The 19,130-nt window shown below is 65.9% G+C and carries 13 protein-coding genes; 4 read left to right on the top strand and 9 right to left on the bottom strand.

The features are described 5' to 3' along the window. Positions 1 to 9: 9 nt before the first annotated feature. The 3 genes from PAN31108_RS13375 to PAN31108_RS13385 all read right to left on the bottom strand — a co-directional run bounded on the left by PAN31108_RS13375 (position 10) and on the right by PAN31108_RS13385 (position 6,154). A complete protein-coding gene (locus tag PAN31108_RS13375; RefSeq protein ID WP_150669345.1) occupies positions 10 to 2,235 on the bottom strand; it encodes an esterase/lipase family protein in 2,226 nt (741 codons plus the stop codon). Further along, positions 2,232 to 3,305 (bottom strand): Lnb N-terminal periplasmic domain-containing protein, encoded by a 1,074-nt coding sequence (locus tag PAN31108_RS13380; RefSeq protein ID WP_150669346.1) that lies wholly within the window; start codon positions 3,303 to 3,305, stop codon positions 2,232 to 2,234. Before PAN31108_RS13380 ends, PAN31108_RS13375 begins: the two co-directional genes overlap by 4 nt. 89 nt (positions 3,306 to 3,394) lie before the next feature. Next, entirely contained in the window at positions 3,395 to 6,154 is a 2,760-nt protein-coding gene (locus PAN31108_RS13385; protein WP_150669347.1) for a cation-transporting P-type ATPase, read from the bottom strand. Positions 6,155 to 6,418: 264 nt separating this feature from the next. Between PAN31108_RS13385 and PAN31108_RS13390 the strand changes: the two genes are divergently transcribed. Continuing rightward, complete coding sequence (locus PAN31108_RS13390; protein WP_174994974.1) at positions 6,419 to 6,874, top strand: hypothetical protein; 456 nt, start codon at positions 6,419 to 6,421, stop codon at positions 6,872 to 6,874. Positions 6,875 to 6,928: 54 nt separating this feature from the next. On the opposite strand, the gene PAN31108_RS13395 is transcribed toward PAN31108_RS13390, so the two are convergent. The 3 genes from PAN31108_RS13395 to PAN31108_RS13405 form a co-directional block, all read right to left on the bottom strand. After that, a complete protein-coding gene (locus PAN31108_RS13395) occupies positions 6,929 to 7,933 on the bottom strand; it encodes a sterol desaturase family protein (RefSeq protein ID WP_150669348.1) in 1,005 nt (334 codons plus the stop codon). A 12-nt stretch (positions 7,934 to 7,945) separates the two neighbouring features. Beyond that, complete coding sequence (locus tag PAN31108_RS13400) at positions 7,946 to 8,911, bottom strand: YVTN family beta-propeller repeat protein (RefSeq protein WP_246183951.1); 966 nt, start codon at positions 8,909 to 8,911, stop codon at positions 7,946 to 7,948. Between the two features lie 212 nt (positions 8,912 to 9,123). Further along, the gene (locus PAN31108_RS13405; RefSeq protein ID WP_150669350.1) at positions 9,124 to 9,702 is read right to left on the bottom strand and encodes a PadR family transcriptional regulator; all 579 of its coding nucleotides are present in this window, start codon (positions 9,700 to 9,702) and stop codon (positions 9,124 to 9,126) included. 163 nt (positions 9,703 to 9,865) lie between these two features. Between PAN31108_RS13405 and PAN31108_RS13410 the strand changes: the two genes are divergently transcribed. Together PAN31108_RS13410 and PAN31108_RS13415 are read left to right on the top strand one after the other, a co-directional pair. Further along, complete coding sequence (locus PAN31108_RS13410) at positions 9,866 to 11,887, top strand: NADPH-dependent 2,4-dienoyl-CoA reductase (protein ID WP_150669351.1); 2,022 nt, start codon at positions 9,866 to 9,868, stop codon at positions 11,885 to 11,887. 212 nt (positions 11,888 to 12,099) lie between these two features. Continuing rightward, positions 12,100 to 13,875, top strand: coding sequence for a GGDEF domain-containing protein (locus tag PAN31108_RS13415; RefSeq protein WP_174994975.1), 1,776 nt, complete (start codon positions 12,100 to 12,102; stop codon positions 13,873 to 13,875). Positions 13,876 to 14,082: 207 nt separating this feature from the next. Here the strand turns inward: PAN31108_RS13415 and PAN31108_RS13420 are convergent, their stop codons facing one another. The 3 genes from PAN31108_RS13420 to PAN31108_RS13430 all read right to left on the bottom strand — a co-directional run bounded on the left by PAN31108_RS13420 (position 14,083) and on the right by PAN31108_RS13430 (position 17,938). Further along, positions 14,083 to 15,642, bottom strand: a complete 1,560-nt coding sequence (locus PAN31108_RS13420) for a PepSY-associated TM helix domain-containing protein (protein ID WP_150669353.1) — start codon at positions 15,640 to 15,642, stop codon at positions 14,083 to 14,085. Between the two features lie 140 nt (positions 15,643 to 15,782). Beyond that, positions 15,783 to 16,259 carry a DUF2946 family protein gene (locus PAN31108_RS13425; protein ID WP_150669354.1) on the bottom strand — a complete coding sequence of 159 codons (477 nt, stop codon included), beginning with the start codon at positions 16,257 to 16,259 and terminating at the stop codon, positions 15,783 to 15,785. A gap of 197 nt (positions 16,260 to 16,456) precedes the next feature. Beyond that, the gene (locus tag PAN31108_RS13430) at positions 16,457 to 17,938 is read right to left on the bottom strand and encodes an HD domain-containing phosphohydrolase (protein ID WP_150669355.1); all 1,482 of its coding nucleotides are present in this window, start codon (positions 17,936 to 17,938) and stop codon (positions 16,457 to 16,459) included. 265 nt (positions 17,939 to 18,203) lie between these two features. On the opposite strand from PAN31108_RS13430, the gene PAN31108_RS13435 reads away from it, so the two are divergent. Beyond that, the gene (locus PAN31108_RS13435; RefSeq protein WP_150669356.1) at positions 18,204 to 18,983 is read left to right on the top strand and encodes an alpha/beta fold hydrolase; all 780 of its coding nucleotides are present in this window, start codon (positions 18,204 to 18,206) and stop codon (positions 18,981 to 18,983) included. Positions 18,984 to 19,130 lie beyond the last annotated feature (147 nt).

Below are 19,130 nucleotides of genomic sequence, written 5' to 3' on the forward strand. Positions count from 1 at the left end.
GGCATGGCCTCAGTGCGAGGTCGGGCGCCCGGGCGGCGAAGGCGATAACGGCGAGGGATCGATAGGCTGGAACGGGCTCACCCGCCCGGGCTGCCTGACCGGATCGAGTTCGTCCACATCTTCATGCAGGATCCGGCGGATTTCGAGAATGGCCTGCGGCGTCTCCTGCACGCTATGGCCCGCGACGATGACACGCTCGGACTGTGCCCCTGCGAGATGCGCGCTGGCGTAAGGCACCACGCCATCGGTCGACGCGTTCAGCGGCCCCTTGGCGCTGCGTCGCGCGATGATCGAGTGGTACTGCACCGACGGCGAAATCTTCAGTCCGGCGGCGGCCATCACGTACGGATCGGTATCGCGCAACTGGTCGATGCTGTTCGGCACGTAACGTGTCTTTCCCTCCGACGGGTCGTCCTCGGAACCGGTCGCGAAGTGCAGGACATCGTCGATGCTCGAGAGCAACGTGACGGGGAGCTTGATGAGGTTCGAAATCCAGCGTCCCAGACGGTTGCGGGCGAACGGCGTACCGCGATGCGGCGCAGCGATGAAGATGGCGCGTCCGAACTGCGGCACCGGGCGGAAGTTGAACAGGGGGTCGAGCCGGTCGCGGGCGCGGTCGATCTGTGCGTCGTCGAGGTGATATTCGTTCTGGAAGGCGTCCCACAGGTCGTCGTCGGAGCGCGAGACCATCAATCGGGCGATCACGCCGCCCATGCTGTGCCCGATGATGACGGCGTCGTGCGACGCGGCGGACAACCCATCGGGGTCGAAATGCCTGAGCGTCGTCTCGAACGCATTGCGAATCGCCATTGCGTTGACGAGAATCGGCGCGTTCGTCGGGTAGTACACCTGCCACACCTGAAAATGCTCGCGCAGCGTGGCGTCTCCCTGAATCTCGTTGGCCAGGTTCACCCAGGCTTCCGGGCTGCTTGCCAGACCATGCAGCATCAGAATCACGCGACGTCCCGGATCGAACGGCTGCATCAGATAGATATGAGGACGCACGATGCCACGGTCGCGCCCGAACAGCGTACGCAGCGATTGCTCGGCAAACCCCGAGCGCGCGAGCCACAGACCGTAACCGGCGGTGAAGTTGCCCGCGAGCGGCACCAACTGGTGATTGATCTCCACCGACGACTGCCGGTAGGGGTCGTAGACGACCAGCGTGGCGATCTTCGTGGTCAGCACTTCGTCGAGCGTCGTGCCGTTAAAGCGCAGCAGCAGCGTGATCGAGGGGGAGGGCATTTCACTGAAGACCGGGCCGGCGTTGGGGTCGGTGGCGCGCCGGAAATCGCGCGAGGCGCGGTTTTCCCGTGCAGTGAGCGCGCTGCGCGAGCCCGCGGCGCTCAGGTCGGCCCCGTCGCTTAGGTCATTTCGGTCATTTCGGTCGCTTCGGTCTTCTCTTTCGCCTCGGTCGTTGCGATTCTGCCCGGCGTAGGCGCTGTTCTCCTCGGGGCCTGTCGCGGCGTCGCCGCGCTGCACGGCATGGCGGCTGGCGGCCGAGAGTGCATCGGCGGCGGACTTGTCGTCGAGCACGGCAACGAGTTCGGCGCCGAAGCCGTCGCGCCGATACGGACTGCGCAATCCCGCGAAGGAGAGCGTGGATGCCGGCAGGACTTCGCGCGGCTGGGTGCGGTTATCGGCGAATCGCACGCTGCTGGCGTCCACGGGAAGCGTCCAACCGGCAATCTCGTCGTTGCCCGTCTGCTGCACCCGGCGGAACAGGGCGACCGAGAAATTCTGCACCGCGTAGTTGTAATAGTCCCGGACCTGCGTCTGACGGTCTTCGAACGCCCGCTCGCTCGATGGCCGGTCGCTGTAGAACAGATACGCATACGAGTAGCGCGCGGCCCGAAGCCACAGATCGAACTGCGCGTCATTCCATGCCTTATCGCCGGGAGACGTCTGTGCGATGGCGAGCTGCATCGAGATTTCCGCCATCGCTGCCAGACGCCGGTCGACGTCGATCTCCTTGGCGCGGCCGAGTGCATCGATGCAGTCGAGCGACGTTTTGGCGCAAATCGTGTCGTCCAACCCGGCGACCCGGATCGTTTCGTCTGTCGAGGCACTCAGCTTGCCCGTCGACAGAATGTCGCCGCGCTTCATGGCGATGTACTGCTCGGGGCCGAGCGAGCGGACTTCCACCATCGCACAGCCCGAGAGCCCCGTCAGCCATAAGGCCGCGGCGAGCAAACCGGCACGACGAAGGCCCGCGTGCGTTCGGGCGGACATCATGGCGTCACCGCCGGATCGTCGCCGGGCACGCCCTGACGGATACGTGTCGAGAAGTCGGCCGAATCGCCGGCGGCCAGCGCGCGCTGCACGAAGTTGCCCCGCTCATGGAGTTGCGCGTACGTGAAGCCGGGTGTCAGGCCGCCCTGATCGTAGGCGTATTCGGCGAAATAGCCCGACAGCAGAAGACGATAGTCGAGCGGCAACCCCGGTGCGATGAGCCGCGCGATCTCGAAGACGATGGTCGTGCAGTTGCTCGTGAGCGTGTTGTACCAGGCGGGTTCGTCGTGCAGTTCACGAGCGCGCGCCAGATAGCCGAGGAACACCTCGCGCAGCTGTTTCGGCGGAATGTTCAGACGGTAAAGATAAGTCGTCTCCGCCCGCACGTTGCTGCGCACGCGCAGAATGTCGCGCTCGTCGGCGGCGACCAGCGTCGCTTCGAAGTCCTTGAAGAAGCCGCCGACAGCCGAGAACTTCTGCCCCTGTTGCTTTCGGATCTCGATGGAGAACACCACGCGCTGGCCGTCGGAGAAGCCGAACGACACCAGGGTGTGCGCGATGGCGGGACCCATCCAGTACGACAAAACGAGATCGGCGCTCACCAGCTTGTCGAGGTCGTACTCACGCGTTTCCCAACGAGGGGTGAAGTCGGTTTCGGTACGCCATTCGAAATTGCGCACGTTGTGGAGGGTGACGTGCGTGCCATCGATTTTCGAGTCGAGCCGCTGGGCGACGTCGGCGGCCCACGCACGGTCGTTGGACGGCCGGATCGTCTGCCACCATCCGACCAGCAGAATCAGCGCGATCAGGAATCCCAGCGGCCAGCCCCGCAGCGGCGCGCCGGCATGCACGCGCACCAGTGCGACGACGGCGGCCACGCCGAGCGATACCCACAGGGCGATCACGAGATAACGCAGCAGTGCGGGGCCCGGGCAACGATAGGCGAGGGCCATCGCCCCCCATGCGCAGGCGCCCAGCACGAGCAGGGCGAGCAAGCCGCGAAGGACGTATACGTACCACGCGATGTGATGGCCGGCGAGCGCGTCGCCGGCGTGGGATTGCAGATGCACCATGTTTTGCAGAGTTCGATCCGGGGCGGCGGCCGTCGAGCAGATCCGAGGTTCAACTGTGAGACGGTGCCGGCCGCTGTGAAGCGCCCCGTCTACTGTGTTGCCAGCCGCTCGGCCCAACCCGCGCGGCGTACCACCCATTTTTCCAGTTCAGCGCCGAAGAATACCAGCAGACCGGCGCCGATGACTTCCAACCATTCGCCCACATCGAGCGCAGCGGACCCGAACGTCGTCTGCATGAACGGCACGTAGGTGTAGACCATCTGAAGCATCAGGCAGGCGGCGATGGTCAGCAGCGCGATACGATTGCCGAACACGCCCTGCCAACTGAGCGACGAGGCGAAGATCGAGCGGCTGCTGATCAGATAGAACATCTCCGCGACGACCAGCGCGTTGACCGCCATCGTGCGCGCCGCCTCGATGCTCGCGCCGTTGCGCCATTCCAGATAGAACAATCCGAAGGTGCCGATCATCATCAGCACCGAGACCAGTGTGACGCGCCAGACGAAGAACCATGACAGCAGCGATGTGCCGGGCGGGCGCGGCGTGCGCGTCATGATGCCCGGTTCGGCCCGCTCGAACGCCAGGGCGATGCCCAGCGTGCTCGACGTCACCATGTTTATCCACAGCACCTGGGCGGGCGTGAGCGGCACCACGCCGAGGGCGAGCATCACCCCGGCGATGACCACCAGCGCCTCGCCGCCGTTGGTCGGCAGCATGAACAGGATGAACTTCTTGAGGTTGTCGTAGACGCCGCGCCCCTGTCGCACGGCCTTGGCGATGCTCGCGAAATTGTCGTCCGTCAGTACGATGTCGGCGGCTTCCTTGGCCGCTTCGGTGCCCTTGAATCCCATCGCGACGCCCACGTCGGCACGCTTGAGCGCGGGGGCGTCGTTCACGCCGTCGCCGGTCATGGCGACGACCTGTCCGTCGTTTTGCAGCGCCTGCACGAGCCGCAGTTTGTGCTCGGGGCTGGCACGGGCGAAGACGTCGATCTCGAGGGCGACGCGTCGCAACTCGGCGTCGTCCATGAGCGCGACTTCGGCGCCCGTGACGGCGGGTTTCCCCACCCCGATATCGAGTTGTGCGCCGATCGCTCTGGCGGTTTCGGCATGATCGCCGGTAATCATCTTCACGCGAATGCCGGCGCGATGGCACTCGGCCACCGCCGCAATCGCCTCCGCGCGTGGCGGGTCGATGATGCCGACCAGCGCCAGCAGCGTGAAGCCGCCGTCGAAGTCGCCGAACGCCAGCCGTGCGCCGGCCGGTTTCGCCCGTTTGTACGCCAGCGCCAGTACGCGCAAGCCTTGCGCGGCGGTATCGGTGACCATGCGTCGCCAGTCGTCGATGTTCTCGTTCTCTTCGCTCGCGTCGACGGGGCCGTCCGACCCCGTGACCTGCGGTCGGCACATCTCGAAGATGCGCTCCGGCGCGCCTTTGACAAACAGCCACGGGGCGCCGGTGCTGTCCGTGTGATAAGTCGCCATGAAGCGGTGTTGCGACTCGAACGGCAGGGTGTCGAGGCGCGGCCATTGGACTTGCATGGCGTCGCGCGCGAGGCCCGCTTTTGCGCCCAGCACGAGCAACGCGCCCTCCGTGGGGTCGCCTTCGATGCGCCAGTGGCCTTCTGCGTCCTCCAGCAGGCGCGCATCGTTGCAAAGCACGCCGGCGCGGGCGGCCAGGCCGAGTTCGGGATGCGACATCGGGTCGATGTCCGCGCCGTCGCGCGAGAACTTGCCGTCCGGCGCATACCCGACGCCGCTCACGTGGTACACGCGACCCGCCGAGACGACACGCTGCACCGTCATCTCGTTACGGGTCAGCGTGCCCGTCTTGTCCGAGCAGATGACCGTTACCGAGCCGAGCGTTTCGACAGCGGGCAAGCGTCGCACGATGGCTTTTTCACGCGCCATGCGTTGCACGCCGCGCGCGAGGATCACTGTCATGATGGCGGGCAGCCCTTCCGGAATCGCCGACGCCACCAGAGCAACGACGACCATGAACATCTCGCCCGCCGGTTCGCCGCGCCACAGCCAGCCCAGCACGAACGTGAGGACCGCGACGACCGCGATGGCGCCCGCCAGGCCGTGGCCGAAGCGGTCGATCTGACGCAGGAGCGGGGTGGTGCCGCCGTCGACATCCGTGAGCAGGTGGTTGATGCGGCCGAGTTCGGTATGGGCACCGGTCGCGACAACGATGCCCGTCGCCTGTCCGTACACCACGACCGTGCCGGCATAGGCCATGCACCAGCGGTCGCCCAGGGCGGCATCGTCTTCGGCGGTATCCAATGTCTTTTGCACAGGCTCGGACTCGCCGGTGAGGGCCGCTTCGTCCACGCGCAGCTCGCGCGAGGCGATCAGGCGCAGATCCGCGGGCACGCGATCGCCGGAGGCGAGCACGACGACGTCGCCGGGAACGAGCGTGGTGGCGTCGATCTCGCAGCGGGCGCCCGCGCGCACGACGGTCGCGTGCGGGGCGAGCATGCCACGAATGGCCGCAAGGGCCGATTCCGCCTTGCCCTCCTGAACGAAGCCGATCAGGGCATTGACGACGACCGCCGCCATCAGCACGGCGGTATCGAGCCAATGACCCAGCAGGGCCGTGATGACGGCCGCGCCCATCATGGCGTACAGCAGAACGTTGTGGAACTGGGAGAGCAACCGCATCAGCGGGCCGCGCCGGGAGGGCTCCGTCAGCCGGTTGGGGCCGTAGCGGGTGAGGCGTGCCCGGGCTTCCGTGTCCGACAGCCCGTCGGGGCCGGTTTGGAGTTCAAGCTGGGTGTGTTCGACGGAAAACGTGTGCCAGGGGTGCTTCAGGGGGCGCTGGGAGGCGTTGTCGTCGCGGTGCATCATGGGCCCTCGGTGCGGCGGCAGCCGCGAACAGGCTCACGGCATGGCGCGTGGATCGACGAGACGATGGTGACTCCCGGGCAGCATAGCGTAAGTTAGGTCTCCGAGGGAAGTGAGCCCGGTGGTCGACGCGCTGGTGCGCAGTGGCGACGATACAATGCAGACCTTCGGCGTCCCTTCGATGTCTCCTCGATGTCTCCTCGAAGCCTTTCGCGCACGCCGATTTCCTTTGGAATCCCTCATGAGATCGATATGCCGGAGCGTTGCTTGAGTCCGTTTCGTAACATGGCAATGTTGGGTGCGCTGGTCGGCGTGCTCGGATTGACGGCCTGCACGACGCGTCCGTTTCAGCCAGCGCCACCGCTCTACACGCTGTGGGCAAAGCCGGGGGTCGACGAGCAGGGCGTGCGTCGCGCCATGCTGACTTGCGGCTTTCCCGACTCGGCCTACGTGAGCACGAAAGCCATGTCGACGAACGATTGGGCCAAGGGCGAGCTTTGTATGATCGAGCGTGGGTTTCAGTACCAGGACCGGCGGATTCTGTGTACGGATTTGCGCGATCTGCCCGCGTGCGCCAACGTGCCGCGCGGCAAGACGTTCGGCACGGACCCGGACTTCGATCCTACGTCGGTCCCGCCTCGGGATCCGGCGGCGGCGTGTCGCGGCACGCCTGCCGACGCCACGCAGGGTTGCGCGCCGTCGACGTCTTCCGGTCGGAAATGACCGAAATGACCGAAATGACGGCGACGGGGCAGGAGTGAGGGCGGTGAGCCGGTCCTAGACCGGCTGGCGGCGGGATGCGCGACGCGGCGCGAGGCGCTTGGCGATACGTCCGAAGGCGCGCACCTGTTGTGCGATCACGCCAATGCCGTAGCTGCGCGAGCGGCCTTCCGGCGCCGGCAACTGGTCGCGAATGCCGGTCGGCTCGACGGCCCGCTCCCACGACGCCGTGCGGAACAGCATGTCCCACCACGGGAAAAGCACGCCGAAGTTGCAGCCGTAACGTGTGCCTTCGTGACCATAGCCGATGGCGTGATGACGGCGGTGGAACGTCGGGCTCACGATGAGGCGTTCGAGCACCGGGCCGTAAGGCAGACGGGCGTTCACATGTTGCACGCTTTGCAGGAAGTTGCCCACGGCGACGAGCACCACATATTGGGCCGGCTGCACGCCGATGAACAGCGCGATGGCCGCGAAGAACCCGGCTTGCAGAATGTCGTCGAGGAAGTGGTTCCGGTCGTCGGACCACAGCGACATCTGCTGCTGGCTGTGATGCACGGCGTGCAACTCCCACCAGACGCCGAAACGGTGCTGCCAGCGGTGATACCAGTAACCGGCGAAGTCGAGTACCGTCAGGTACATCAGGAACGACACGATCGGCTGATCGGTCACGCCCGGGTACAAACCGTCGAGATCGATGCTCGGCAACCCATGGATCACCATCTGGCTCTGCAATTCGTTGAAGACCGGTTGCAGCACCACGAAGAAGAGCAGATTCAGAATGCCGAGCTTGGCGATCCAGGTGTAGATCACGTCCGCCCGGACCTGCTTGCGGTCTTGCCACTGTTCGATCGGGCGCAGCGCTTCGAGCGGACGCAGCAAGACGTAGGTGAGGCCGACCTGCAAGACGCCGATGATCACGAGATAAAGCGCGTCGTAGATATCGTCGTCATAGCCCATCAGATTGAAGTGGAACAGAAACGGCTGCACCACATCGACATAGACGAGGGTCTGGACGGCGGAGATGCCGCTATCGACGAAATTGATGGCTTCCTGAATCATCTCTCGGCCCTGTCAGTCCGGGTTCGGCGAAAGTACGGGCGCGCGGTCGGCAAAGTAGATGCCGTGCGGCGACCGGTTCACGGCAATGGTATCGACGAGCTTGCGTGTCGGCAGGTCGATCACGCCAACATGGCGCGCAAACCGGAACGTTACCCAAAGATAGCGTTTATCGGCAGACAATTCCATGTCGTCTGGCCCGGGCATCAGGCCGGTGATGTCGTCGACCTTGGTGAGCGTTTCGTAATCGATGATGCTGATGGTGCTCGACACCCGGTTGCTCACCGCAATATGACGACCGTCGGAGAGCGAGCGGAAGTTGTGCGCGCCGCGCCCGGTCTGAATGCGCTTGACGACCTTTTGCGTACGCCAGTCGACCACGGCCACGTCGTCTTCGCCGGTCATGCCCACGAGCAGGTACTTGTCGCCCGGCGTCATCCACAGACCCGCCGGCGTCTTGCCGACCTGCATGCGCCACTTCACCGTCTGCGTGGGCAGATCGATGGCGACCAGTTCGTTCGAATCCTGCAAGGTGACGAACACCGTCTTGCTGTCTGACGAGAACGTCATGTGGCTCGGTGTCTTGGCCAGCGCAATGCGCTTGGCGACCGTCACGTTTTCACCGTCGTAGCGATACACGTCGACGCGATCGAGGCGCAGTGCCGCCGTCACGAACCACTTGCGGTCGGGCGAGAAGCCCAACTGATAGGGGTCGTCGATATCGGCTACCTGACGCTGGAACTTGCCCGTGTTCGGGTCGAGAAACATCAGGCTGTTCGAGACCGAATTGGCCACGATCAGCGAGCGTTTGTCGGGCGTGATCATCAGGTGATGCGGCTCTTTGCCCGTGGGCATCGTGCCGACGACCTTATGCGTCGCCTGATCGATCAGGGAAAGTTGTGCGGCCCCCGAGTCAAGCACGATGACCGAGCCGGCATGGGCGGACGAGACAGCCAGCGGGAGTGTGGCGGCGACCAGCATCGAAAGCGCGGTGCGCCGGGACGCGGCGCGGGCACGGCTGGCAAGCCAGGAAAGCTTGGAGGGCTTGAAGGAAAACACCATGAATGCCTAAGGTGGGGCGAAAAACGGCGACGCTCGCCGGTAAGCTTAACGTCGATTCTCACGTTAAACGCGCCAGACACCTCGTCCGTTGACAAAAAAATGGGACAAAAGCGCGTGTACGCAAGATTGCATCAGGGGGCCTGACGGTCCCCATGCGCCGGTCCATCCCATTGCACCAGCAACTGCAAGGCTTCGCGGGTCCAGTCGAGCCATCCCTGTTCGTAACGTACGCCGAGGCGCAGGATGTGACGTTGCAGCGCGGCCTCGCGCGTCAACGGCTCGCGGGTTTCGTCAGCCGGAAAATCGCGGGCTTCGATGGCCTGATACGCGGCCAGTTTCTGCGCATGGAGTGCCACGCGGCGCTGTAATTCGGGTTGGAGGCCGAGCGGGCCGATGGCGGCGTCCGCCCGCAGACGGACCATGAGGTCGTCGCGCAGATCGGACGGTTCGGTCGTGGTTGCCGCCCAGGCGAGCAGTTCGTCCCGTCCGGCGTCGAGCACGCGGTAGACACGCTTGCGTGTGCGTCCGCCATCGGGGGCGGCCGACGATTCGATCCACCCGGCCGCCTCCATTCGCGCCAGCTCGCGGTAGATCTGCTGGTGCGTGGCGCGCCAGAAGAAGCCGATGGACTTGTCGAACCGGCGCGCCAGGTCATACCCCGACGAGGGCTTTTCCAGCAACGAAGTCATCAGGGCATGGGCGAGTGGCATGCCCGCTAGTCTAGGGACTCTAATCGCACTATGCAACGTGTTGCATAGTCATTTGGGCGCTTAGAATCACCGTCATCGAACTATGCAACCAGTTGCATAGCCGGACAGAAGAACGGATTCCCAAGAAACTGCGGCGCCCCGCCGAACGACGAGAGAGACAACGATGAGCGGCTATCCCCACCTGATGCAGCCCCTGGACCTGGGCTTTACGACCTTGCGCAACCGTGTCCTGATGGGCTCGATGCACGTTGGGCTGGAAGAGGCCCGCAACGGCTTCGCCCGGATGGCCGAGTTCTACGCCGAGCGCGCCCGAGGCGGGGTGGCGTTGATGGTGACAGGCGGCATTGCGCCGAACGAGGCGGGACGTCCCTACGCAGGCGGCGCGAAGCTCAGCACCGAGGAGGAGGCCGACAAGCACCGTGTCGTGACTGAAGCGGTGCACGCCGCCGGCGGCAAGATCGCCATGCAGATCCTGCACTTCGGGCGTTATGCGTACCATCCCGATCTCGTCGCCCCCAGCGCGTTGCAGGCGCCCATCACGCCTGCCAGGCCCCGCGAACTGACGTCCGAGGAAGTCGAAGCGACCATCGAAGACTTCGTGAACTGCGCGGCGCTGGCGCAACGCGCCGGTTACGACGGCGTGGAAATCATGGGGTCCGAGGGGTATCTGATCAACGAGTTCATTGCCGCGCGTACCAACCATCGCACCGACGGCTGGGGCGGCAGCTTCGCCAACCGCATGCGGTTCCCGGTGGAGATCGTTCGCCGTGTCCGCGAGCGCGTCGGCCGTGAGTTCATCATCATCTACCGCCTGTCGATGCTCGATCTCGTCGAAGGCGGCTCCACGTTCGATGAAGTCGTGACACTCGCGCGCGCCGTCGAAGCCGCCGGGGCGACACTGATCAATACGGGCATCGGCTGGCACGAGGCGCGTATCCCGACGATTGCGACGAGCGTGCCGCGCGCCGCATTCACGTGGGTCACCGGCAAGCTCAGGGCGCATGTCGGCGTTCCTCTCATTACGACGAACCGCATCAACATGCCGGACGTGGCCGAGAAGATTCTGGCGGACGGCGAAGCCGACATGGTGTCGATGGCGCGCCCGTTGCTGGCCGATCCCGAGTTTGTGAACAAGGCGGCGGCCGATCGCGCCGAGGCGATCAATACTTGCATCGGCTGCAATCAGGCGTGCCTCGATCACACTTTCAGCGGCAAGATCACCTCATGTCTGGTCAATCCGCGTGCCTGCCATGAGACTGAACTGCGCATCGAGCCCGCCGCGCGCAAGCGTCGCGTGGCGGTGGTCGGCGCAGGCCCGGCCGGTCTGGCCGCCGCAACGGTCGCCGCCCGGCGCGGGCACGCGGTCACGCTCATCGAAGCCGATGGCGAAATCGGCGGGCAGTTCAACATGGCCAAGCGCATCCCGGGCAAAGAGGAATTCTTCGAGACGTTGCGCTACTTCCGCCATGAACTGACGGCGACCGGCGTGAACGTCCAGCTCAATACGCGCGCCACGGTCGACGCGCTCGTCGCCGGCGGCTACGACGATGTCGTGCTCGCCACCGGCGTGGTGCCGCGTACGCCGGCCATCGACGGCATCGACCATCCGAAAGTTCTGAGCTATATCGACGTGCTGCGAGGCGGTGCAACGGTCGGCAAGACCGTGGCCGTGCTGGGCGCGGGCGGGATTGGTTTCGACGTCGCCGAGTTCCTCACGCAGGCGGGCGAGAGCGCCACACGGGTGCCCGAGAAGTTTTATGCGGAGTGGGGCATCGATCCGGCGTACGCGCACGCAGGCGGTCTTCGCGCGCCGTCGCCGCAAACGTCGCCGCGCAAGGTCTACCTGATGCAACGCAAGACCTCGAAAGTCGGCGACGGGCTGGGCAAGACCACAGGGTGGATCCATCGCACGTCGCTCAAACATCGCGGCGTGGAGATGATTCCCGGCGTGACGTATCGTCGGATCGACGACGAGGGTCTGCACGTCACGATTGACGGTGCGCCCCACGTCCTGTCCGTTGACAACGTAGTTTTGTGCACCGGGCAGGAGCCTTTGCGGGAATTGGCTGATGGGGTGCGAACGGCGGGTATGCGCGTGCATGTCATCGGCGGGGCCGATGTGGCGGCGGAACTCGATGCAAAGCGCGCCATCAAGCAGGGAACGGAGCTGGCGATCGACCTATAAGTTTAGGGAGCCACGCGGGAGGCGGCATATCGTTGTGCGACAATGGCGCCTCGTGAACCCCGCCTGCTGAAGGCGATTTTGCGATGCCAAGCGTACGTGCCAAGTGCCGGGCACGACGTGTCCGCAGCACGCTGCGGATTGCCGCCGTCACGGTGTTTGCCGTAGCGGCCTCAGTGGGAGTTTGTACCGTGTGGCCGACGGTGTCATCGTCAATGAAGCGCAAGTTACTTTCGGCCGGTTCGCTGACCGGCCGTCTCCGGTTGCAGAATCTCGCCATCGTCTGCGCCGTCGTCATCCTTTGCAGTGGCCTGCTGACGTTGGCCTGGGGAGCGTACCGGCAGACGAACGAAGCCACGCTCGCTCTCGAAGCGTTTCGCGCCACATTGCTGGCGATGGAGAAGGCATCCGCCGAGCGAGGACCGGCCAATGCCGTTCTGGGCGCCGACCTTCCACTTCCCGCCGCCTCGGTCAGCGCGCTGCGCAACGCGCGCGAAGCGACCAACGCCCGTCTCCAGGAATTGCTCACGGTGCTCTCGTCCGATGCCTGCGATCAGTGTGCCGGCAGCCTGCGCGCCGTCGAGCGCGCTCGGCTCGACCTCGCGGCGGCCAGTGCCAACGTCGATCTGCTGGTGCAACGCCCGCGTGAGATGCGCAGCGATGCGGCGGTGCGCGACGCCGTCGACCGCATGATCCGCGTCATCGCCGACTTCACGCCGGTGGCGTCGTCGCGTATCGACATCGTCTCGCGGGGCGCGCCCGGCGCGCTGCATTACATCATTCTCGCGCGGCTTGCCTCCGAACTGCGTGAATATGCGGGGCAGCTCGGGTCGCATTTCACGGCAACACTGACCACCCGTCAGACGCTCGGCGAAGCCGATCAACGCATCATTGAACGTACGCTCGGGCGCATCGACCAGCTCAGGGACATGATTGCCGCGCGTGTGGTCGAGCCGCCCGAACTCGGTCCTTCCACGCTCAACGCCCTGAACGCGCAATACTTCGGCGAGGGGCTGCATTACGTGGCGACGGTGCGCACGCTGGCGAGTCAGCCGCAACCGCCGACGCTCACGACCGCCGAGTTCGCGAGCCGTTACGTGCCGACGATGAGCGCGATCACCGATTTTCGCGACAACATGCTGGCGCATGCCCAGCGCAACGTCGAAGCGCGACGCGCCAGAGCGGTGCGGTTGCTGGTGTTGACGGCGGTGGCCGAACTGATGCTCGTGCTCGTCATCGTCGTGGCGCTGCGCAACTTCCGGCGCACCGTCGTGCTGCCGTTCGAGGCGGCGACGCGCTTCGTCGACGCCCTCGCACGTGGCAACCTCGACGCTTCCGTTCCCGGCGAGGGCTTGCCGATGAAGCGTCCGCAAGTGATCTCGCTGTTCGACGCCTTACGGGTTTTGCGGCTTAATGCCGTCGAGTTGGTGCAGTTGCGGCGCGAGCGCTCGCGGTTGCTGGGCGAGCTGGAGATGAGCGCAGACACCGATCCGCTCACGCGGCTGATGAACTGGCGTGCGTTCGAGCGTCAGGCGCAGGCGCTTTGCGCGATGGCGACGCCCGGACAAATCGCCTTGATCAAGTTCGATATCGACAACTTCACTCAGATCAATGCGGCCTGGGGGCACAAGACCGGCGACGACGTGCTGCGCCGCGTGGGTGCCGTGTGTCTCAATACGTGTCAGCCGGGCGATGTCGTCGCCCGGCTTGGCGCCGATGCCTTCGTGATTCTCGCGCGGGTGCTGGATGAGGCACGGGCTCGTCAGTTCGCCGAGTTGCTGCGCGGCCGCATCGAAGCCACGGCGTTGACATTGCCGAACGCCGAAGTGCTGCCGCTGACCGCCAGCTTCGGCATCGCCATGGCCGACCCGATGACCTACGACGCCGATGGTCTCCCGACGGGGGAGCCGACGAACGTTTCGGCGTTGCTCAGCCAGGCGGAGCGTCAACTGCACGCGGCCCGACAGGCCCGGCGTCACGCCATCGACTGAGGCAGGGGCATCGCCGCGCCCTGACGCCGCGCCCCGTGGCGCCGACGTCTCGGCGGGCTCCGTCGGGTCCGTCGGGTCGGTTTCGAACCGTTATCCGTGTCACATTGCGGTGTCGCGCCGCTGTCTATCCTTGTGGTATCGCGCCGTTAGCGGCGGCCGGCCGGAGCAGAAGCCCGGGCGAATCTGCCGTCCGGATTCATCGATGCCTCAATGCCTTGCACGGCGGCCAAACACCGCGCGATCGCCTGCCCAGACGAGCGCCATCGTCGCGCCCATCAGCGGGAAAATGCAGCCAAGCGCGATCATGCCGAACGTCCAGCCTCGCATCGGCGGGCGGGATTGCGCCCGCGCCGGCGCGCCCAGCGACCGCGCCGGACGGCGCATCCACCACATGATCGCGCCGGTCATCGCCATCGCGAACAGTCCCATCGAAATCAACGCGCACAACCACTGGTTGGTCGCGCCGAAGTAACGGCCCATGTGCAGCGCCGTGCCGTACGACACGGCCTGCGCCACCGCACCGTAGGCGTTGTAATCGATATCGCGCAGCACCTTGCCGCTGTACTGATCGATGTGGATCGTGCGTTCCGCCTTCGGGTCGGCAGGAAAGTACGAAACGGTGTAGACGCCATCGGGCCGTTTCGGCGCGACCAGGCTGTAGCCGCTCTCGACACCGAGGCGCGACGCGATCGCCATGACGGTGTCGACGGGCAGTGCGCCTTGCGCGCGCAACCCGGCGGGCGACAAGCCGCTGCGGCCTCCGCCGCCGTGCCCGACGTGCTCGGCGTGCTCGGCATGCTCGGCATGCGTGTCGCCACTTCCCGGCGTGTCATGCGTGGCGTGTTCGATGCCTTGCCTCCCGGGCATCCCGGCCATAGCATGGGCCGCTGGCGGTGTCGATTCGGGGACGGTCGTGTTGCCCACGGCCCACGGCATTTGCGCGATGGGCAAATCGTCCATCTTCATGGGCTCGACCGTCGGTCGGGCGGGCACTTGCGAGCGCACCGGCGCTTCGCCCCAGGCACCGGGCGGCGACCCCACGCCGAGCTTCGACGTCAGCACCTTGAACTGCGCGCCCCACGAGCCGGACCAGGGCAGCCCGGACAACACGAACACCAGCCCGCCCGCCGCAAGCCAAAGTCCCGCCACGCCGTGCAGATTGCGCAGCAAGGGGCGTCCCCGCAATTGCAGACGCGGGCGTAGCGCGTTGGCCCAAGTCGCGCCGGCACGCGGCCACCACAGGGCCAGACCGGTAACGAGCATGACGAGCGTCCAGCATCCGGCCAGCTCCATGAGCAACTCACCTGGCTTGCCCAGCATGAGCGACCGATGCAGCGCCCGCACCTGAGCCATGAGCCGGTGCTCGACGCTCAGCGTGCCCAGCACCACCCCGGTGTAGGGGTTCAGATAGACGCTTTCACGCTCGCCGCCCGGCAGGCGAAAGATGAATTCCGCGCTGCGCGCAGGATCGCGATTGACCTCGACGGAACTGATCTGCGACCCGGCAGGCAGCGCGGCCGCGGCACGCTCCATCAACCGCTGCGCACTGAGGCGCGGCGCATCGGACGCCGCGACGACCATTCTGTCGTGATAGAGCCAGGGTTCGATCTGCGGCTGGAATACGTAGATCGTGCCGGTCACTGCGAGCACCATCAGCCACGGCATGACGAACAGACCGGCATAGAAGTGCCAGCGCCAGAGGGTACGGTATTGCCCGGCGGCGGACGCCGGTTGCGCTTCGCGCGCATGGGAATAGGGGATCTGCATGGTGCGACGATTCCGTCTCGTGTCGCCGCTGTCCGGCAGCGGCGTGCGCGTGCCGCTGGCGCGAGCGTCAGGCGGGCATGGGCGCAAATGGGGAACGACGCCGTCACTGGCGACAGTGAGGCATCGGACTGAACGCGAGGTCAGGAAACGGCAGGCGGCGCACGCGCGGGCGGCGTGTAGGCAAGCGGAGTGTTGGACGGCCGTGCGGGCGCGACCGGCCCGGCACGGGCGATCCACGCGAACGACACCGCACCGGCGAGCGCCGGCATGACCAGCGGCGGATGATTGGCCAGCAGCGAGCAATAGCCGCAGAGGTCGCCTTGCGTATCATGCGCGGCATGCAACGCGTGGGCCATGTGGGAGGCGTTCGGCGCGGAGGCGTTGCCGTCGTGCACATGGCCCAATCCTGTCGTCACGACTGCCATGGACGTCACGGTCATCAGCGTTGGCAGCGCACGCGCCTCGCCATCGACGGTGCAGAACGCCAGGTCCAGCAGGCGCGCTTGCGCTGCCCGATGCGCGGCGAGCCCCTGACTGACGACCGGCATGGCAACGGCGAGCCACATGGCGGCGAGGCCGAGCCATGCTGTCAGGCGTCTGCGGGCGGTCAGGGACATGCGTCGGGGCCGATGGATACGATGGAGACGATGGTGTCGATGGGGCGAACGGGAAAGCGGCGAAAACGCGGAAAACGGGCACCGCGGATACACGATGCCAAACCGCGACGACCGACGGCGATTATCCTATCGCGTGCGCTCACGCCCGATCCCGCACGATCATGTGCGTCGAAGCCGGCATGCTATCACGCGATTCGTCAGAGCATGCCCGCCGTGAGCGCCTTGAGTGTTGCCGCCGCGCGCGTGGAGCAATCCAGCTTGCGAAAGATGCTTTCGACGTGCGTTCGCACGGTGCTTGGGCTCAAGGCCAGCGCGCGAGCCGCCTCCTTATTGCTCAGCCCTGTGCTGATCTGACGCAGCACGTCGAGTTCGCGCGGGGAGAGCAGCGCGCTGGCGCCGGATGGCGCGGTACGCGCGCGCACCGTCTGCCCCTGCGCCGTGGCGACGATGGCGGTGACGATTTCCGGATCGAACTTGCCGGCGCCCGCTTCACGCTCGATGATGTCGACCGCTTCGTCGAAGGTATGGGCTTGCCGCCACGGGCGCGCCGCCAGGAGCGCTTCGAACGCCACCGACGCGGCGAGAATGCGTTGCGGCGTCGTCAGCGCCGATCCCGCCACGCCTCGAAAGTATCCGCTGCCGTCGAGCCGTTCATAGGCATAGGACGCCAGATCCGCGGCATGTCGCAGTCCCTCGACCTGCTTGGCGGCGCGCGCGCTCCAGTACGGCACGAGACGGACCTTCTCCCATTGATCGGCGGAAAGCTTCCCGTCCGTCTCCCAGAGCCGGTTCGGCAATGCTGCGCGACCGATGCCGTGCAACAACGCCGCGGCGTGCAGTTGCGTCTGCATGTCGGCGTCGAGCGCCAGACTCTGCGCGGTGCGCGATGCGAGATCTGCCGTGCGCCGCGAGAAGCCCGCCAGCCAGGGCAGTTTCAGTTCGGTCACGTCCGCCAGTAACGCGAGCGGGACGTCGGCGTGGCTGCCGGTTTGGGCGAGTCGCCACGTACGGGTGTCGCGCTCGCTGGCGATAAGGGCATCGTCGGCAACATCGGCATCGAGGGCGTCGAGCCAGCGTCCGGCGTGAAGGCACGCGATGTCCACGAGCCGGGCGGGATACTTCGCGTCCGATTGGCTGCGCAGGAAGGCGAGGGCGTTCTCGCGCCCGTGAGCGCGCGAGAGGATTTCCAGATCGCTCGCCACGTTGACGAAGAACACCGTCTCGGGAATCGCATCGGCGTCGTGCCCGGCGGGCATGCCTTTGCCGTCGAAACGCTCGAAGATGTTGCGCAGGGCGTCCACCACGCGCGGGGCCATGCCCATCGTGGCGGCAACGTCGCCCGAGACTTCGCAGTGAATCAGGGCCAACGGCACGATGAGCGATTGCGTCTGTGCGGTGAGCGGCGGGAGCGTCTGCGCCATCATCGCTTCGCGAGCGGCGACATCGTCGCCGAGCAACTCGGCAAAGCCGCTGGCGTTCGCCGTGCAACCCGACCAGCGCAGCAAGGCGGTGGCGCGTGCGTGGTTCTGCGCGTCGAGATCGGCGCCGCACGCCTGCGCGAGCCAGCCGGCAAGACAGGCGGTGCGTCGGGAGTGGTCCGTCGAGCGGCCCATGCTGAGGTCGCCGATGAAAGCGAGCGCAAGAATCGCGTCGGTGAGGCCGGCGGTGCTGGAGGGCATGTTAGGCGTGGAGGATGGCAAGCGGACGGTTGGCGAGCGGTTCAGGAGACGGTTGTCGGCAGCGGGCGTCGTTCGGGCCGGGGGCGACCGGCGCGCGAGCATCGGTCGATCGTCCGATACCGCGACGGGCGCCGCACGACGACACTGGCAACTCGTCGAGCCAACCCACCGGCCCGGTCCGACGGGTGCCTTTCGAATGAATTTCGAACAAATTTCGAATCGACGCCAACTTACCCCGAATTTACCCCGAATCAAGGAGCTTTCGATGAACCGCCATTCTACTCTCGCCGCCATCCTGCTGAGCACCGGTCTTCTTGGCGCTGCCGCCGTGCAGGCTGCCCCCTCGGCCGCCGCTGCCGACACCGCCCCCTCCGTCGTGATCGTTCACGGCGCGTTCGCCGACGGCTCCGACTGGACCAAGGTCGTCGGTATCCTTCAGGACAAGGGCGTCAAGGTCACGGCGGTGCAAAACCCGCTCGACTCGCTCGCGGGCGACGTCGCTGCGGCCACGCGCGCCATCGACAACCAGCCGGGCAAGGTCGTGCTGGTCGGCCACTCGTGGGGCGGCGCCGTCATCACGCAAGCCGGTCAGGACGACAAGGTGGCGAGCCTCGTGTACGTCGCCGCCTTCGCCCCGGACGCCGGCCAGTCGGTCGAAACGCTCTCGAAGGACCTGCCCAAGGCCCCCGGCATCGACCATATCGTGGCCGACGCCAGCGGTTGGCTGAGCCTGCCGCCGGCCGATGTCGCCAAATATTTCGCGCAAGACGTGCCGGCAAAGCAGGCCCGTGTGATGGCAGCCACGCAAGGCCCGATCAAGGGCGCAGCGTTCGGCGACAAGCTGAGCGTGGCGTCGTGGCATCAGAAACCGTCGTGGTTCGTCGTGAGCCAGAACGACCGCATGATCAACCCGGAAGCGCAGCGCATCATGGCCCGCCAGATCGGCGCGAAGGTGACCGAGTTGCCGACGAGCCACGTGCCGCAACAGTCGCGCCCCGCCGACGTCGCGAAGGTCATTCTGGACGCGGTGGCGAGCGTCAAGTAACAGGGCATGACGGCATCACGTCATGCCGCCGAGGGCGCCGGCGCAACGCAGCACTGCCGCTCTGCGGGCCGGCCGCCGTGATTTTTGAATCCGTTTGTGTCACTTGTCCGGACAGATACATTCGGACATAAACCGAGTTGAACTCGC

The organism is Pandoraea anhela, from assembly GCF_902459655.1.
Taxonomy (GTDB): Bacteria; Pseudomonadota; Gammaproteobacteria; order Burkholderiales; family Burkholderiaceae; genus Pandoraea; species Pandoraea anhela.

Excerpts from the sequence above, each read along its gene's own strand:
- PAN31108_RS13425 (WP_150669354.1), bottom strand. The coding sequence starts at position 16,259 with ATGTCCCTGACCGCCCGCAGACGCCTGACAGCATGGCTCGGCCTCGCC.
- PAN31108_RS13395 (WP_150669348.1), bottom strand. The coding sequence starts at position 7,933 with ATGATTCAGGAAGCCATCAATTTCGTCGATAGCGGCATCTCCGCCGTC.
- PAN31108_RS13415 (WP_174994975.1), top strand. The coding sequence starts at position 12,100 with ATGAAGCGCAAGTTACTTTCGGCCGGTTCGCTGACCGGCCGTCTCCGG.
- PAN31108_RS13405 (WP_150669350.1), bottom strand. The coding sequence starts at position 9,702 with ATGCCACTCGCCCATGCCCTGATGACTTCGTTGCTGGAAAAGCCCTCG.
- PAN31108_RS13380 (WP_150669346.1), bottom strand. The coding sequence starts at position 3,305 with ATGGTGCATCTGCAATCCCACGCCGGCGACGCGCTCGCCGGCCATCAC.
- PAN31108_RS13400 (WP_246183951.1), bottom strand. The coding sequence starts at position 8,911 with ATGCTGGTCGCCGCCACACTCCCGCTGGCTGTCTCGTCCGCCCATGCC.
- PAN31108_RS13430 (WP_150669355.1), bottom strand. The coding sequence starts at position 17,938 with ATGCCCTCCAGCACCGCCGGCCTCACCGACGCGATTCTTGCGCTCGCT.
- PAN31108_RS13435 (WP_150669356.1), top strand. The coding sequence starts at position 18,204 with ATGAACCGCCATTCTACTCTCGCCGCCATCCTGCTGAGCACCGGTCTT.
- PAN31108_RS13420 (WP_150669353.1), bottom strand. The coding sequence starts at position 15,642 with ATGCAGATCCCCTATTCCCATGCGCGCGAAGCGCAACCGGCGTCCGCC.
- PAN31108_RS13375 (WP_150669345.1), bottom strand. The coding sequence starts at position 2,235 with ATGATGTCCGCCCGAACGCACGCGGGCCTTCGTCGTGCCGGTTTGCTC.
- PAN31108_RS13410 (WP_150669351.1), top strand. The coding sequence starts at position 9,866 with ATGAGCGGCTATCCCCACCTGATGCAGCCCCTGGACCTGGGCTTTACG.
- PAN31108_RS13385 (WP_150669347.1), bottom strand. The coding sequence starts at position 6,154 with ATGATGCACCGCGACGACAACGCCTCCCAGCGCCCCCTGAAGCACCCC.